Origin of the sequence: Rathayibacter sp. SW19 (assembly GCF_030866825.1) — a bacterium.
Lineage (GTDB): Bacteria > Actinomycetota > Actinomycetes > Actinomycetales > Microbacteriaceae > Rathayibacter_A > Rathayibacter_A soli.
The window spans coordinates 1,362,343-1,378,238 of sequence record NZ_CP133020.1 but is presented as its reverse complement, the minus strand read 5'-3'; the positions used below and the strand labels follow the sequence as shown (position 1 = coordinate 1,378,238).

Genomic DNA, 15,896 nt, shown 5'->3' with positions numbered 1-15,896 from the left:
GCTCAGTGTGAGTTGACCGGCCCGCTCAGCGGGCGGTGTAGCCGCCGTCGATGGGCAGCGAAACCCCGGAGATCATGGATGCGCCGTCGCTCAGCAGGAACACGATCGGCGCAGCGATCTCGGCTTCGGTGGCCCAGCGGTGCAACGGCATGGCGTCGAGGAACGGCCCTTCGATATCAGGGCGTCCCCAGTACCAGGCCGACATCGGCGTCATGACGACGGTGGGGTTGACACTGTTGACGCGGATGCCATAACCGCCGAGCTCCAACGCGGAGACGCGGGTGATGTTGTCGAGGGCAGCCTTCGACGAGCCGTAGGAGATATGGCCCGCGAGCGCGACAAGCGAGGCTTGACTTGACACGTTGACGATCGCGCCGCCCGTGCCGACTCGGATCATCTCCCGTGAGGCGTACTTGGTCACGAGCAGTGATCCGCGCGCGTTGACGCGCATCACGCGGTCGAAGACGTCGATGTCGGTTTCCATGGGCGTGGCGATCTCGCCGCCCCAGCCGCCGCAGTTGACGACGCCGTACAGGTCGACGCCTTCGATGGCGGCGCGCACCGAATCCTCCGACTCGAGATCGAACGGGAGGCTGCGGCATCCGGTTTCGGCGGCGATCGCCTCCAGTGAGTCTGCGGTGCGGCCGGACGCCAGAACGTCGGCGCCTGCGGCGACGAGCTGGCGCACGACTTCGCCGCCGATCCCGCCGCCAGCTCCGGTGACGAGGATGCTACGGCCGTTGAATTCGGTCATGGAGGTGCTCCATCCTGGGTTGATCGAAGTTTGATCGCGCTTTGATCACGCTGTGATCACATCGGCATCCAATAGCTTGACACCGGTGTCATGAACAGCGTAGCTTACTCACACAACACGAGAAACTGCGAAGGAGCTGCTCATGGCCGATGATCGAGTCCCCGTGCTGGAGGCACTGGGTCTTTCCCGACAGTTCGGGCATGTGCGTGCGCTGAACGAGGCGAACTTCGACATTTATCCGGGTGAAGTGGTTGCGCTGATCGGCGACAACGGCGCCGGCAAGTCCACCCTCGTGAAGGCTCTGTCCGGCAGCCTGGCGGTCGACAGTGGCACCATCCGCTTCGACGGTCGAGAGGTGGACATGTCCACCCCGTCAGCCGTGAGCGCGCTGGGCATCGAGACGGTCTACCAGGATCTGGCTCTGGCCCCGCATCTGAATCCCGTGCAAAACATGTATCTCGGTCGTGAGCTCAAGGCATCCGGCATCGCCGGCGCGTTCGGGTTCATGAACAACAAGGAGATGCGCAAGCGATCTGCTGGGGCTTTCAACGCTCTCGGCGCGACCGTGCGATCGCTGAATTCCGAAGTGGGATCGATGTCCGGTGGGCAACGGCAGGCGATTGCGATCGCGCGCGCCGTGCACTGGGCGAGCCGGCTCGTCTTCCTGGACGAGCCGACGGCGGCGCTCGGCGTGCGACAGACCGCGAACGTACTCGACACCATTCGCCGGGTTAGCGACAACGGGATCGCGGTGGTGTTCATCAGTCACTCGATGCCCGCCGTGATGGAGGTGGCCGATCGCATCCAGGTGCTGCGACTGGGCACCCGCGTGGCGACGCTGAACGCCAAGGAGACCAACATGGAGGAGCTCGTGGGGCTGATGACCGGTGCGATCATCAAGGAGGGCCGGTCGTGATCGATCAGCAGCCCACCACCGAGACGGTGGCCATCGGCACCGTAGACGAACCCCAGGCGCCGTGGTGGAAGAGGATTCTCTCCGCGCAGGCCTTCCAGATCTTCCTGATCCTCGTGCTCATCGTGATCGCGTTCGCCGTGGTCGCGCCGACGCAGTTCGCACAGTGGTCGAACTTCCGCCTCATCTTGCAGAATGCGGCAATCCTCGCCGTGCTTGCGGTGGGCATGACCTTCGTCATCATCACCGCAGGCATCGACCTCTCGATCGGCTCGGTTCTGGTTTTCTCGGGTGTGGTCTCTGCGATGGTGATGCGGGCGATGGGCGGGCAGGGCTGGGGAACCGCCATCGTCGGCATCCTCGTCGCGATCGTGGCCGGCAGCGCCTGGGGTTGGATCAACGGCGTGCTGGTCGCGAAGGCGAAGATCCCGTCGCTGATCGTAACCCTGGGCACCTTCGGCGCGGCTCTCGGTTTCGCGCAGATCCTCACCGGCGGCGTTGACATCAGCACGGTGCCGCTCGTGCTGACCCAGTCCATCGGGTACGGCAACGTCTTCGGCACACTGCCGGTCATCGTCGTCATCGCCGCGGTGATCGTGGTGATCGGTGCGATCATGCTCAACTTCACGAAGTTCGGCCTGTACACGCGGGCCGTCGGGTCCAGCGAGGAAGCCTCCCGCCGTGTGGGCGTGAAGGTGGACCGTCACCTCATCTACGTGTACACCCTGACGGGTGGGCTCGCGGGCGTCGCCGGCATCCTCTCGCTGTCACAGTTCGCCACGACCGCAATCGCGGGCCAGTCGCTGACAAACCTGAACGTCATCGCCGCGGTCGTCATCGGCGGCACGTCACTGTTCGGCGGCATCGGCACCATCGTCGGCAGCATTGTCGGCCTCTTCATCCCGGCCGTGTTGCAGAACGGTTTCGTCATCACCGGCGTGCAGCCGTACTGGCAGCAGGTCGCCGTCGGTGCCGTGCTGATCGCCGCGGTGTACGCCGACCAGGTGCGCCGCTCCGCAGCCGCTCGCGGTGGCAGGGGCGGCGCGTGGAAGAAGATCTTCAGGCGAAGATCCACCTGACCTCACAGACAAGCCCATCCCTCATTACCGTCCCTATTCACCATCCCTAATTCCCATCCCTACCAGAGAAACGGAACATCACCATGAAGTGGAAGAAAGCGATACTCGGTGCCCTCACCATCGGCGCGGCGGCATCCCTGGCCCTGACAGGCTGCTCGAACTCGGGAGGCTCCGGAGGCTCAAGCACCAGCGGTTCCTCCGCAGCGAAGAGCTACAAGCTGGCGTTCGTGCCGGGCGTCATCGGCGACCAGTTCTACATCACCATGCAGTGCGGCATCGAGGCAGCAGCGAAGGCCGCCGGCGTCACTGTGACCACGCAGGGCCCGGCGAAGTTCGACCCGACGCTACAGAAGCCGATCGTTGACTCGGTCGTGGCATCGCACCCGGATGCCCTCCTGGTCGCCCCGACCGACCAGACGGCCATGCAGGCGCCCATCGCTGCGGCCAAGGCCGCCGGCATCAAGGTCGTGCTCGTTGACACCACCCTGACCGACCCGTCGGTTGCAGTGTCGCAGATCTCCTCCGACAACCTCGCCGGTGGCGCGGCGGCCTTCAAGGCCATTGAGCAGGCGCACCCGAATGGCGGCAAGGTGCTCGTCATCAGCGTCGACCCCGGCATCACCACGACCGACCAGCGTGAGCAGGGCTTCAAGGAGGCTGCCGCGAAGGACTCGAAGTTCACCTATCTCGGAGTGCAGTACAGCCACAACCAGCCGGCCACGGCCGCGCAACTGGTCACGGCTGCGCTGCAGAAGGACCCCGACATCGTGGGCATCTTCGCCGCTAACCTCTTTGCCTCGCAGGGCTCTGCGACCGGCATCCAGCAATCCGGCAAGACCGGTATCACGCTCGTCGGATTCGACGCCGGCCCCGCGCAGGTGCAACAGCTGAAGGAGGGCCAGGTGCAGGCGCTGATCGCCCAGCAGCCGGGCACCATCGGCCAGGACGGTGTGGCGCAGGCGCTCAACGCATTGCAGGGCAAGTCCGTCACCGCGAAGATCCAGACCGGCTTCACGATCGTCACCAAGGACAATCTGGACAGTTCCGCCGGACAGGCGGCGTTGTACAAGTCGTCCTGCAGTTGATCGCCGTATCGGCTGATCGATGACCGCCGCCCGCGAGTGCACGAGCACTCGCGGGCGGCGTATTCCCCCGCGCCCTCGGATTGTCGCGGGGCGATTCCCTGGAAGGATTCCGCATGACCGCCCTCACCGTCCCCTATGACCGCGCCGCAGTCACGCCGTCGATCGTGCACTTCGGCGTCGGCGGCTTCCACCGCGCGCACGAGGCGATGTACCTCGACCGGCTGCTGCGAGCCGGGAACACCGAGTGGACCGAGTGGGGCATCTGCGGGGTCGGTGTTCGGCCGGAGGATGCCGCGATGCGCGACGCGCTCGCCGCACAAGACGGCCTGTACACACTCGTGACCGTGGCCCCAGACGGAGCCGAAGAAGCCGCAACCATCGGCTCGATCGTGCGCTATCTATTCGCGCCGGACGACCCCGATGCGGTGTCACGGCAGCTGGCGTCACCGTCGACGCGGATCGTCTCTCTGACGATCACCGAGGGCGGCTACGAAGTGTCCGATGCGACCGGTGTCTTCGACCCGCACGACGATGCCACCCTCGCCGACATCGCCGAGCCCACGGCGCCCCGACGCAGCGTGCTCGGCTTCCTCGTGCGGGCACTCCAGCGGCGGCGGGATGCCGGCATCCCTCCCTTCACTGTGATGTCGTGCGACAACCTCCCTGGCAACGGGCATGTCGCCCGCGCAGCCGTGACGGGCTTCGCCGCCCGGATCGACCCCGAACTCGCCGAGTGGATCCACGCGTCGGTCGCGTTCCCGAACTCGATGGTCGACCGCATCACCCCGGCGACGACCGATGCTGTTCGGGATGCCGTCGAAGCCGCCTTTAGCGTCCGCGACCGGTGGCCGGTGCGATCCGAGTCGTTCGCCCAGTGGGTGCTCGAAGACAACTTCACCCTCGGTCGCCCACCGCTCGAGCGGGTCGGTGTGCAGATCGTGCCCGACGTCGTGCCGTACGAGCTCATGAAGCTGCGGATGCTGAACGCATCGCACCAGGTGATGAGCCATCTCGGCATCCTCGCCGGGTTCACCACCGTCGACGAGGCCTGCACCGACGCGCAGCTCGGCGAATTCGTGCGCGACTACATGACGCTCGAGGCCATCCCTACGCTGCCCCCGGTGCCCGGCATCGACCTCGACGAATACCGCGACCAACTGCTGGAGCGCTTCCGCAGCCCAGCCGTCGGCGACACGCTCGCCCGGCAAATCGTGGATGCCTCCGATCGCATCCCGAAGTTCCTCCTGCCCGTTGTGCGCGAGCAGCTCGCCGCAGGCCTCGGCCCTGGCCCTGGCCGCGGGATCGAGCGGGCGGTGCTGACCCTCGCGGCGTGGAGCGTCAACCTGGATCCGGATGCCGCCACCGGCGTCTCGCCCGACGACCGACGATTGCCGCAGCTGCGGGCGGCCGCGGTCGACGAGAGGCGGCATCCGGGAGCGTTCCTAGACCTCGACGTCGTATTCGGTGACCTCGGCAAGGATCCCCGGCTACGTTCTGCATTTATCGCCGCGCGGGCATCCCTTCTCGAGAACGGAGCGCGCGCTACGCTCGCCGCAGTTGGCTGAGCGCAGTGCTAAGTTCTCTGGATTAGTTCGGCTCAATACGGTGCGGACAATCCGGGGAACATCGGGAAGTGCTTCACGTTGCGGGTGAGAAGCGGGGCATCGAGCGCGATTGCAGTTGCGGCGATGGCGAGATCTGCGGAATCGATGCCGCGATTGCCGGGAAGCCAGCGTCGCCCCAGTTCGCCGGCGATCTCGGCCAGCCGCTCGTCCAACGGATGCCAAACGAATGCACCGAAGAGCGCTCGCGTTGCATCCTCTTCCCGAGCACGCATACCGGCCAGAACTTCCAATCGAGTCACCTCGCTCGCGTGCAGCGAGCCGGCTTCGCGCGCTGTGCGGAGCACGGCAGCGGCCAGCGGTTCCCCCCGAAGCACATCGATCAGGATCGAAGTGTCGACGAGAGTCATCGCGCGACCGCTTCGCCCAAACGGCCGCCTGAGCGGAGTCGCTCGACGTACCCTTCACCGTCAATGCCGTGTTTGCCCCACGCGCCAAGCGCCGCATCGATCGCCCCGATGTCGGCGGCGGCATCCCGCCCCGCACCGTAGCTGCTGGCAACGGCATCCCGGATGAGAGCAGAAATGGACCGACCCGTCCGCGCTGCCTCCGCGTCAAGCAGCCGCCGCTCCTCGGGGGTTAGTGAGATTTGAGTCCGCAGCATGATGTAATCATACATCACTTGAAATTTCGAGCGCAGGTTTTCGGGCGGATGTTCGCGCGCGCTTCTTCCCCTGCGACTTGCGATGGACACACGATCGCTTGTTCCGCACTCGGGCGAATGCGCGATTGCGGCGGCAATGCAAAGTGGCAGCAGCACGAGCAAAGTGGATGCGGCGCCAGCAAAGTGGATGCCGGTTGTCGCTATGTTAAATCTGCCTTATGTAAGGCGGATTTGAAACACCGAAAACGAGCACCTCAAATCCTGGGGCACCTTCCCCGGCGCGATCGCGGCCAGAACTTCCAACCGCGTCACGTCGCTCGCAGGCAGCGAGTCAGCTCTGCGCGCTTCCGGACCGCCAGCGGGGCGGTTGATCCACGGGGCACCGGGTGCTCAGAACGCGGCCGAGCGCCTTTCGAAATTGGAGACCCCGGTTGCAGCGCGACGCTCTCGCGTTGACGACGGCCTGTCGGTTCGGATGTTCGCGGTCAGGCGTCCGTGAACTCGCGCGCGTGATAGCAGTACGGGTCGATCACGGTCGGGCGGGGCACACCCAGACGGCTGGTCGGGCCGATCCGACTGGTCGGGGCGGGCGAACTAGGCGGGTCGGAATGACCGGCCTGCTCATTCTGGGCAGTCGGATCGGCCCAAATGCAGGTGCAAATCATGAGTTGAGTATCCTTCGGGTATACAGACCCTAACCCAGTTCCAGAGCCGGCGCACCTGACAATGCGCTGAGATTCGCGAGGGCACCTCAATCAGCTGCACGATGCGCCCGCGGCACCGCCACCGAAGCCGCCAACCAAGCGCATGCCGCACCTCGCGAGCTCCGCACAACGACCGCAGTCCGGCCCCGCCAATGGCGCTTCCGCCCGCCGAGTAGCGACGAAAAGCCGCCGGTCGACTAGCGAGGAAAAGCCGCCGGTCGAGTAGCGCGCGAGGAACGAGCACGCGTATCGAGACCGCTCACGGAGATCTCGATACGGCCGCGGGCCGCCAACTCGATCAGCGCGGCAAGCGCGGCGCGCGCCTGCGCATTGCCGCCCGCCAGCTCGGTCAAACTCGCCTGCCAGGATGCCTGCGGGTCGTATGCGCCGCCGTTCCAGGAATAGTCGGCCACGTTGAACAGGTCGATCTTCGAGGCTTCGGGTTGGATCATCGGGTTGGCGGTGATGCCATACCGGTCGAGCCCGGCATCCCTGCCGACAAATCGTTCTTGATCGCGGTCTTGTACGGGGTGACGGCGAGGCCCGAATACTCGGTGGGCACCATTTCGATTCGGGATGCCCGGGGTGCATGTCGATGAAATCCTTCTGCACCTGGGTCAACAGGTACGCCTGCGCCTGCCCGGCAGCACCGTCGCCCGTGCCGAACTTCGTCTTGTCCGCCGCGCAATTCCAGGTGGTGTAGCTGAGGTCATCCAGCGGACTGGAGAAGGTGCGCACGGTGACACCGGGCACCACCGGGTGGTTGCCTTGCGTGGTAATGAGTAGGCGCATGGTCTGCACGGCATAGAAGGTTCCGGCCACGTCCTGCCTGTTCAGCACGATCATCGCGCGCCCGTTCACCTTGCCGGTCGCGAGCGCGTAGCCGTCGGCCGCGAAGTCGCTGGCATCCGGCACGCCGAGCGTCTGCAGCGCCTGCAGCGTTGCCGGGTTGGCCGTGCTGCTGCCGAGATAGACGGCCGAATCCCGGAGCCCCACCGCAGCGGCGTCGGCGACCTGGTAGACGTCGCCGACGCCGCCGGACTTGGGCACGGCGCCCAGTGCCGTGACGGCTGATGCGTTGGTATCATCCGTCGCAACGACCGCGACGGATGAGCCAAGTGTCACGGAGTGGCCCTGTGCGGTGATCGAATTCGGCACCGGGTACACCGCTGGCAGGTCGGTGTAGGGGTTCGAGGGCGGCATGGTTGCGGTGGCGGCGGATGCCGGAGGCGCAGCATACAAAGCGCCCCGGATCAGCGCTGCTGTCATGCCGAAGATGACGGCGGCGACCAGTGGAAGAAGTGCGGAACGACGCTTGAACTCTCCAATGAATTCCTATGAAGACGAACTGAATTAGACCAATCCCTGTTTTACGTCAATCGGCCAGACCTGGGTATCCCTGTCAAGGGGTCGACTGGCGGGGTGCTACGGTCGGGGCGCACCGGATCAGGCGTTTCTGGAACTCGCCACGACGATGTCGAACGGATGCTTTGCCCCACCAACCGACTATTTGTCGCCCTGCGATCGCCGCTGGAGACCAGTCCCCTACTCACCGCATCGGCAGGTGGCCCCGAACGCCAATGCCGGCCCCCAAGAACGAAGACACTAAGTTGCCGTCGTAGACCCGGATGGGTATGCAATGTCATCCACGTGCGGCAACTCCCCTGCCGCGTCACAGTCCCTCAATTCGTCACAGATGTCGCCCCGCGTTCACGGCCTCATCATCTCGGCGAATCCACGCCGGCAACACATACGACACCCTCCAGGAGAACTTGCTACCCGGACTATGCAGATCCGTTGGTGTTACCTAAATCCCCGTCAATATGTACCGCCTGCGTCCGCGTCATCCCGGTGATCTTCGCAACCACATATGCATCATTTGTTGGCTCCAAATGCCCGGTCCACGAGGCATCCTCGCGGATCGGCTGCGCCGCAAATTTCGAATAGATGCGCGGCGAACCCAGGAACTGCAACAGCTAGGTGCCGACCCTGTCCTTCAGATCGAGCTCTGCGGATGCCTCCTCCGGCCAATCGCATAAACGCCACAGCTTCCAGCCGAGCGCCAGACCAGCACATAGCTGAAGTACGCGACAGTGAAACTTGGGTTGCACGGCATCAGATGTTTGGAACCTCCATACGTGTCAAATGACACGCAGACCGCATCACATGATGCAGTTTTCATGACATACAGGTCCACCGTCGTAGTTCAGCCGATCGGTAGCGCCGCACCCGGGCGGTGCTGACCACAGGCGGATCGCTCCCTCGAAGTCTCAAAACCGGGACGCAGCCTCGACCAGTACCTCTTCTCGTCCCCGAGTACACGCGGTTTGCGCGGGTCCAGTGGGTGATCATATCGGTGAAGCCGCCGCCGGCGACGCCGGTCGACAGCATCCGCGACGCTGTCGACGCTTTCGAGCGGGAACTGCGGCGACGCATCCAGGCTGAAGTAACGCTTAAGCGACCGTGGTTCGCGGCCGGCGCAGTTCAGGCTCTCGTCGAGTTGCGTGAACAGTTCGGCACCCCGCACCGCCACGCGCCTAGAAAACCCGCTCACGGACCAAACGCCAGCCAGCCGTCGCCGAGTTTCGTGACGAGCTGCGCCGCCAGCGGCGATGACGCACGGACATGCAGCCGTGCAAACGCGCGGAATTCCTTAATTGCTTCATCGCCCGGCTCAATCGGTCGGAGCAAGGCCGAGGGCCGAGATATTGCCGCGTAGCCGCGGCGCGACCGAATGCCTTCACGCGACATTTGGTCTATCAGGGTCGGACCGTGTCACGTAGCGCAAGCCGACTCGCTAGGAGTAATATCAGCAAGCCTGTACCGGAGAGGCCCGCGCCGATCCAAATTGGTGAGGCAAAGCCAAGTCCGGCAGTGATCGCTAGCCCGCCGATTCCGGCGGCAAGAGCATTGCCTACGTTGAACGCAGCGATATTTGCGCCGGATGCCATAGTCGGTGCGTCGCTGGCAAAACTGAGGATTCGCATCTGTGAGGTGGGAGAGATCGCGAAGCCGAAGCCTGCCATTAGTACAAGGCAGATAACTGACATGACCTTGCTCCCGACGGTGAGCGCGAAGACACCAAGGACAACGGTAAGCGAGCTCAGAGCAACGATCAGCGTCTTGTTGAGGTTCTTGTCGCCCGCCTTGCCGCCGATCAGATTGCCAATCACCGATCCAATGCCGAACGCCACAAGTAACAGAGGCACCGCGGTGGTCGAGAAGCCCGTCACCGAGGTCAGGGTGAAGGCGACGTAAGTGAAGGCGCAGAACATCCCTCCCCACCCTAGAATTGTGATCACGGCCGAGTACCAGACCTGTGGTCGTCGGAAAACGCTAAGTTGCTTTCGTAGATTTGCCTCGGTGGCTGTGCGCGGTTGAGGAACCGCGATGACGATTCCGATTAGAGCGACTAGTCCGATTATCGCGATCAACCAGAACGTGGATCGCCAGCCTAGGTTTTGTCCGACGAATGTTCCGAATGGGACACCTAGTACATTCGCGATGCTCAGCCCGCTCAACATGACGGCGATGGCTGTTCCACTCTTCTCCGGCCGAACCATTCCTGACGCAACAACGCTGCCAATTCCGAAAAATGCGCCGTGCATCAATCCGGCGAGTATGCGGCCGGTCAGCATCAGTTCGAACGTCCCTGAGATGGCCGATACGAAATTCCCCACAATGAATAGCACCATAAGCCCCACGAGTACCGTTTTACGTGGGAGTCTTGTCACGGCTGCGGTGAGCAAGATAGCTCCTACTGCTACCGAGACCGCATAGCCCCAAATCAAGATTGCAACGCCGGACTCATTGACCTGGAAATCGATGGCAATTTCGGGGAGAAGGCCGACTATTACAAACTCGGTGAGGCCGATTCCGAAGCCACCGACAGCGAGTGCAAAAAGCCCTAGCGGCATATGCACCTCCCTCGGGACAGAATTCAGATATGGCGTCTGCACAAGTTGAGGCCGTAGTCGTGGATGCAAGGGGTGCTCCATCGAATACTCACCGATGTGCCGCTGCGACCACGAGCCAGTGTCGCCGATAGTTCGGGAACGTGCTCGATGGTGCGTCCGAGCACGTTCCAACCGGCGATTGTAGATTCAGCGTTTTTGTCGAAAGGCGCCGAATCGGCACCAAGACTTCAGGTCAGGTACGCACGATCGCTGCGATCGGCGCATGCCCCGGAGGGGTCTGGTGCTCGGTACCCCCTGAGACAAAGATACGGGAGTCACCCGTCAAGCTCGCGATGACGGCCCCGACAGCTGCGCGACCGTGGCGCTCATAGTTTATGTCCGCATCCGAAAGCATGGTGGTGCGCTGACCGCGGAGCAGGCCGTCTACTGGCGCCTCCGCCTTGGCGAACACGGCTGCGATCCGCTCTTGATCTGCTGTTGACGGGTCGCAGGTGAAATTCAGCCCGGCGTCTCGGAGTGCGTTACGCACTCCGTCGATGTCGATGGGGTCCTTGAGTGAAGCGTGGCCGATCCGGAAGTCGCTGCACGACTGCGGGGAGTTTGCGAAGACGAGCACTTCACAGTTCACGAGTTCGCCTCCCGCGGACGTAGATGCGACCTTCGAGTACAGCGACATGTCGGTGGCGATAACGTCGTCAGTGATCGCGGAGGACGGTACCTCGGAGAGTCCGACGGCGACGCCGAGGGCGGTTGCACCGCGCGCATACGCCTTGGAGCGGTTCGGGTCGGTAGTCACGACTTCGACGCCCCGTCGCCGAGCGTCGGCGAGGCTCGACGGGGTGAGCAACGGACCCTTGACCTGGACATAGTGCACCTCCTGGGGGTTGCAGCCGAGGTCCTCGAGCGCCCGGTGGACGGCAGCCGCAACTTCGTTGACCTCCGCCATGCGACCGACCTCTTCGGGCAGTAGATCACGAGTGCGCTGGACCGACAAAGCCAGACGGCCGCCATCGGCAACGATCGCGCCAGCGGTGTCGTCGCGAGTAAACACCGTAACGTGGGGCGATAGAATTCCTTCGCAGCCACCTGACCACACGAAAGCGATTTGTTCAGTCACATCACTGGGGTTCCGATCTAAAACCTTGCCAAGATAGTTTGAGAAACTCGTCGTGGCTAGTGCGCGAGTGAAGTCGTTTGCGCCCCCGTTTCCTTCTGTCTTGCCGATGGTCGCGACGATTTTCGCCGGGTCGAGGTCACCGCTTTCCACTAGTTTCTTAAGCTCACTGACATCACCTGGGTGTGCCATCGCCATCCTGTGCAAACCGATCTTCATGTTGTGTTCCTCTCTGTGGTAGTTGACCGTGGTAGCTAACCTGATTATGCGTTCTCGACGCGGTTGACCAAGCTGCCGAGTGAGGTGATCCGGCACTCAACAACGTCGCCTGACTGCAGGTATTGGGGCGGCGACAGTTGGTATCCACACCCTCCAGGAGTCCCGAGCGTGATGATGTCGCCTGGCTCGAGCGTGATTCCCTGGGAGAGCCACCCGACTACCTCTTGAGGTGAGAAGAGCATATTGCCGGCGGACTCACTCTGACGCAGATCGTCGTTGACGAGCAGATCAAGAGTAAGGCTGCTGACGTCAACTTCGTCGGCGGTGCGGATTATGGGGCCCAACGGGCAGTAGGTGTCCTGCCCCTTTCCATAAAGGAACTGGCTGGTGCGCCACTGTAGGTCTCGTGCGCTTACGTCGTTAGCGATCGTGTAGCCGAAGATGTGCGACGGGGCGTCGGCTGCACTGATCCATTTCCCGCGCCGACCGATGACGATCGCCAACTCGACTTCGTAGTCCAGCTTGGTAGTGAGCCGCTCGTCGAGGACGATGGCGTCTCCTGGCCCGATTACCGCTGTGACTGGTTTCGAAAAGAAGAGTGGCACTTCTGGGATCTGCGCCTGCTCCCCGAGCGCTGCCGCGTTCTGCTCCACATGTGAGCGGAAGTTAAGGCCCACGCAGTAGACGTTCTTTCGCGGTCGTGGAATCGGCGCGAGCACCCTGACGGCGCCAATCGGCAGCGCGTGTTCATCGAACTCGTGCGAACTCAGCAAATTCTGCGCGCGGGCGATCCCGGAATCACCCGAGTCGATAAGGCTGAGAAGGGAACTGAAGACAGGATCTCCAGCGGCCGCCTGGGTGAGATCGAGCAGCGTCTCATCCGTCAGCAGCGCGCCTACATGCGGCCCGCTTCCTTCACGGGTAAATGTTAGAAGCCTCATAGGTCCTCCTCGTTCGTGTTGTGGCTAACGGATCGGGCCCATCGCCCGATCGTTTGGTCGCGGTCGGCGGTCGTCGTGACCCTCCGTTCAGGATTGCGAGATGACCGCGTAGCAGTCTGTCGCGCTGAGAACGAAGAGTGTGAGGACAAGCGGAAAGATGCCACGTTGCCCTCCGCCAAGCAGCACCATCCAGAGACGCGGTGCTGCCGTCCGGGCGAACAGAAGGCCTCCCGAACCGAAACCGGCAAGCGCGGCGACCAGGGCACGCTCGCCTGATGCCCATGCCGGGGGCGTGGCAACTATCAGAATGGCCAATGCTGCGATGAGCGTAGCCACGGATAGGAGGATCCTTGGCATCGGTGGCGAAGCCCCGCGGTCCTGGAGGATCGACGGGAACCAGGCGATCGCGCGGTGGCAGATAACCGACTGCGAAGCAGTGACGATTATGATTACCCAGGCGAGCGATTTGCGTCACTACGCGAGGGGTGCTGCTTTTATTGCCATTGAGCTTGCATTGTGGTCGCGTCGGCGCATTACCAGGGGCAGTCACCGCAGCAGTGCGGCGTTGATCGCGATGATCCAAATCACGAATCCTCCGCGGCGGCCCCGACCGGTGAATAGATGCGGTAGCACTGTGGTTCCCATCGTGACTGCAGCCAGAACGACGGGAGATATCTCGTAGAACTGAACGATAAGTCAGACTCGCAGGGGAAATCGTGTCATGCCTTGGACGGCTTGCCCCAGATTGCCGATGCCGATCGCCGCTCGGTGCGCCACTGCTCCGCCTAAAGGTGCAGAACACTTCTGACCGAGCCGAATGAGGTTTCAGGCGATTGACAAGGCCACGGCCGTGAGGATTGTGTACTCCATTCCCATCCGTCGCCGGATGGGCGTGACGATTCAGGCACCGAGCCCGAAGAACAACTCTGGCGACGCTGTCGGTAGCGAGGCCCGCGCACAACTTAGACCAGGGTTTATCTTGATCTGTGCAAGTACCGGACTGGCCGCGATTAGCGTCGGCCCGAGGTTTGCGGATTACAGGAACATCGCGGCCACAAGGAATACTGCTCGGCCACGGGCGCGCGTTGGCACGTTTCAGTGGGGTGTTCCTCGTGACCGCACCAGGTCCCCATTGCATGTCTTGAACTCTCAACGAAGAGTTGTTTGCCTCGTTCAAGAGGCTGGAGCGACATCGCTGGGAGGCTCACTCGCATTCCCTTCAGCTCCCTCAATCACTTCGGCTTCCTCAATCTCTTCGGCTTCCTCGATCTCTTCGGCCGTTCCACGGAACCCGCTGACGATGAGGTTGAGCACTATGGCCGTTATTGCGCCGGCAGCGATACCGGAGCTGAAGATTGTCTGTACCCACTCCGGGAACTGGGCGTAGAAGGCAGGGGCAACGCTGGGGAGGATACCCATCGTCAAAGTGGCGGCGACTATCAAGCCGTTGGCCGTGCCACGCTCACTGAAGAAGTCGACCTTCGCGAGGTACTGCACGCCGTTCACGGCAACCAAACCAAAGATTGCGATGCCGGCCCCACCAAGTACAGGAAGCGGAATGGCCGCGATAAACGCCGCAGTGATCGGGAACAACGCCAGTATGACAAGGAGTATTCCGCATGCTGCCACTGCAAACCGCGTCTTGGTCCGACTGACCACGACGAGCCCGATGTTCTGTCCGTATGCACTGGCTTGGAATCCGTTCAGTGTTGCGCTCAGCACCGATCCGAGAGTATCGGCCCTGAGGCCATCAGCAATATCTCGTGGCCTCAGCTTCTTTCCCACGATGCCGCCGATGACCACCATATCCGTTGTCGCTTCGGTCATGATGACGAGCATCACGATGATCATCGAGATGATTGCCGCCACGTCGAATCGTGGCAAACCCAACTGGAAGAAGCCCGGCACCGCGAAGATCTTGGCACTCGGTACCTGTGAGAAGTCAGTCAGCCCCATCGGGATCGCGATGATCGTGCCGATCAACATAGCGACAAGCATGCCGACACGCTTGGTGAACCCTGGAACGTATCGGGTGATGACGACGGTCAAGATCAGTACGAAGAACCCGAGGAAAATATTCTTCATCGAACCGTAGCCGGGCGTGCCTTGCGAGCCCTGCATCCAGCCGATCGAGATGGGAATCAGGGTAAGACCGATCACGGTAGCCACCGAACCCAGTACAACCCGAGGGAACAGCACCGGGATGAGCTTGGCGAACAGCGGTGTAAAGAAGAACATGATCGCTGACGAGACCAGTACCGCGCCGACGATCACCTGAAATGCGACAAGCGGGTCGGTGTGTTGCTTGCCTATAGCGATCATGGAAGCAATCCCGGAGAAGGAGACCCCCTGCACAAGCGGGAGGCGAACACCGATACGCCAGATACCAAGAGTCTGGAGCAGCGTTGTTATCCCAGACGCCAGAAGGCTCGCGCTGATTAGAAACGTGATGTCGAGGAACGACAGCTTCAACGCGGACCCGATTATCAGGGGTGGTGCAATGATTCCCGCATACGCTGCGAGCAAGTGTTGGAACCCCAACACGAATAGCTTATGCGGCGGCAACCACTCGTCGACTGGATGTACTTCGCTGCCGCCGGCCCCAGCGGACCGGAACTTCTTAAGCATTCTCGCCATTTCATCACACTTCTTCGGGTTCGAAATTCGGTATCCCAACTCAACCTCATTTCGTTCCGAATTGTCAAGACCAATTTTGAGACGGTAACGATCGGGCGCATGCGGCGAGTGTCTTGTATGAGTTGCTGTCAACACGGTCGTGGCCATCCGACTGCAACCTCACAGAGGGCATTCGGCCGATAACTGAATGTTGCGATATCACTCAAGCTCGCCGGGGCGGTATGCGGTTTCGATGCATTGACAAAGTTGCGGGGCTGGGTGATGGGATAACAAGAAACCGTATAATTGCTCCGGTCGTGGGTGCCCA

13 protein-coding genes are annotated in these 15,896 nt (G+C 62.4%); 4 read left to right on the top strand and 9 right to left on the bottom strand.

Features of this window, described 5'->3' with window-relative positions; genetic code table 11:
- Window positions 1–25: 25 nt before the first annotated feature.
- Window positions 26–754 carry an SDR family oxidoreductase gene (locus tag QU604_RS06260; protein ID WP_308467948.1) on the bottom strand — a complete coding sequence of 243 codons (729 nt, stop codon included), beginning with the start codon at window positions 752–754 and terminating at the stop codon, window positions 26–28.
- 142 nt (window positions 755–896) lie between these two features.
- Between QU604_RS06260 and QU604_RS06255 the strand changes: the two genes are divergently transcribed.
- The 4 genes from QU604_RS06255 to QU604_RS06240 all read left to right on the top strand — a co-directional run bounded on the left by QU604_RS06255 (window position 897) and on the right by QU604_RS06240 (window position 5,396).
- Complete coding sequence (locus tag QU604_RS06255) at window positions 897–1,670, top strand: ATP-binding cassette domain-containing protein (RefSeq protein ID WP_308467947.1); 774 nt, start codon at window positions 897–899, stop codon at window positions 1,668–1,670.
- Entirely contained in the window at window positions 1,667–2,746 is a 1,080-nt protein-coding gene (locus QU604_RS06250; protein WP_308467946.1) for an ABC transporter permease, read from the top strand. The genes QU604_RS06255 and QU604_RS06250 overlap by 4 nt, the downstream gene beginning before the upstream one ends.
- Before the next feature lie 83 nt (window positions 2,747–2,829).
- Window positions 2,830–3,831: an ABC transporter substrate-binding protein gene (locus tag QU604_RS06245; protein WP_308467945.1), complete on the top strand. Its 1,002-nt coding sequence runs from the start codon at window positions 2,830–2,832 to the stop codon at window positions 3,829–3,831.
- Window positions 3,832–3,944: 113 nt separating this feature from the next.
- The gene (locus tag QU604_RS06240; RefSeq protein ID WP_308467944.1) at window positions 3,945–5,396 is read left to right on the top strand and encodes a mannitol dehydrogenase family protein; all 1,452 of its coding nucleotides are present in this window, start codon (window positions 3,945–3,947) and stop codon (window positions 5,394–5,396) included.
- A 32-nt stretch (window positions 5,397–5,428) separates the two neighbouring features.
- Here QU604_RS06240 and QU604_RS06235 read toward each other — a convergent pair whose 3' ends face one another.
- From QU604_RS06235 to QU604_RS06200, 8 genes are all read right to left on the bottom strand, one after another.
- Window positions 5,429–5,803, bottom strand: coding sequence for a PIN domain-containing protein (locus QU604_RS06235; RefSeq protein ID WP_308467943.1), 375 nt, complete (start codon window positions 5,801–5,803; stop codon window positions 5,429–5,431).
- On the bottom strand, window positions 5,800–6,057 hold the full coding sequence (locus QU604_RS06230; RefSeq protein ID WP_308467942.1) for a ribbon-helix-helix domain-containing protein: 258 nt from the start codon (window positions 6,055–6,057) through the stop codon (window positions 5,800–5,802). Before QU604_RS06230 ends, QU604_RS06235 begins: the two co-directional genes overlap by 4 nt.
- A 755-nt stretch (window positions 6,058–6,812) precedes the next feature.
- Window positions 6,813–8,030: a glycoside hydrolase family 20 zincin-like fold domain-containing protein gene (locus QU604_RS22325; protein WP_308467941.1), complete on the bottom strand. Its 1,218-nt coding sequence runs from the start codon at window positions 8,028–8,030 to the stop codon at window positions 6,813–6,815.
- A 1,490-nt stretch (window positions 8,031–9,520) separates the two neighbouring features.
- Window positions 9,521–10,678 (bottom strand): MFS transporter, encoded by a 1,158-nt coding sequence (locus tag QU604_RS06220; RefSeq protein ID WP_308467940.1) that lies wholly within the window; start codon window positions 10,676–10,678, stop codon window positions 9,521–9,523.
- 232 nt (window positions 10,679–10,910) lie between these two features.
- Window positions 10,911–12,011 carry a cyanuric acid amidohydrolase gene (gene atzD / locus QU604_RS06215; protein ID WP_457852545.1) on the bottom strand — a complete coding sequence of 367 codons (1,101 nt, stop codon included), beginning with the start codon at window positions 12,009–12,011 and terminating at the stop codon, window positions 10,911–10,913.
- Between the two features lie 44 nt (window positions 12,012–12,055).
- Window positions 12,056–12,952 (bottom strand): fumarylacetoacetate hydrolase family protein, encoded by an 897-nt coding sequence (locus tag QU604_RS06210; protein ID WP_308467939.1) that lies wholly within the window; start codon window positions 12,950–12,952, stop codon window positions 12,056–12,058.
- 87 nt (window positions 12,953–13,039) lie between these two features.
- Window positions 13,040–13,288: a hypothetical protein gene (locus tag QU604_RS06205; protein WP_308467938.1), complete on the bottom strand. Its 249-nt coding sequence runs from the start codon at window positions 13,286–13,288 to the stop codon at window positions 13,040–13,042.
- Between the two features lie 837 nt (window positions 13,289–14,125).
- Window positions 14,126–15,736 (bottom strand): nucleobase:cation symporter-2 family protein, encoded by a 1,611-nt coding sequence (locus tag QU604_RS06200; RefSeq protein WP_308467937.1) that lies wholly within the window; start codon window positions 15,734–15,736, stop codon window positions 14,126–14,128.
- Between the last annotated feature and the right edge of the window lie 160 nt (window positions 15,737–15,896).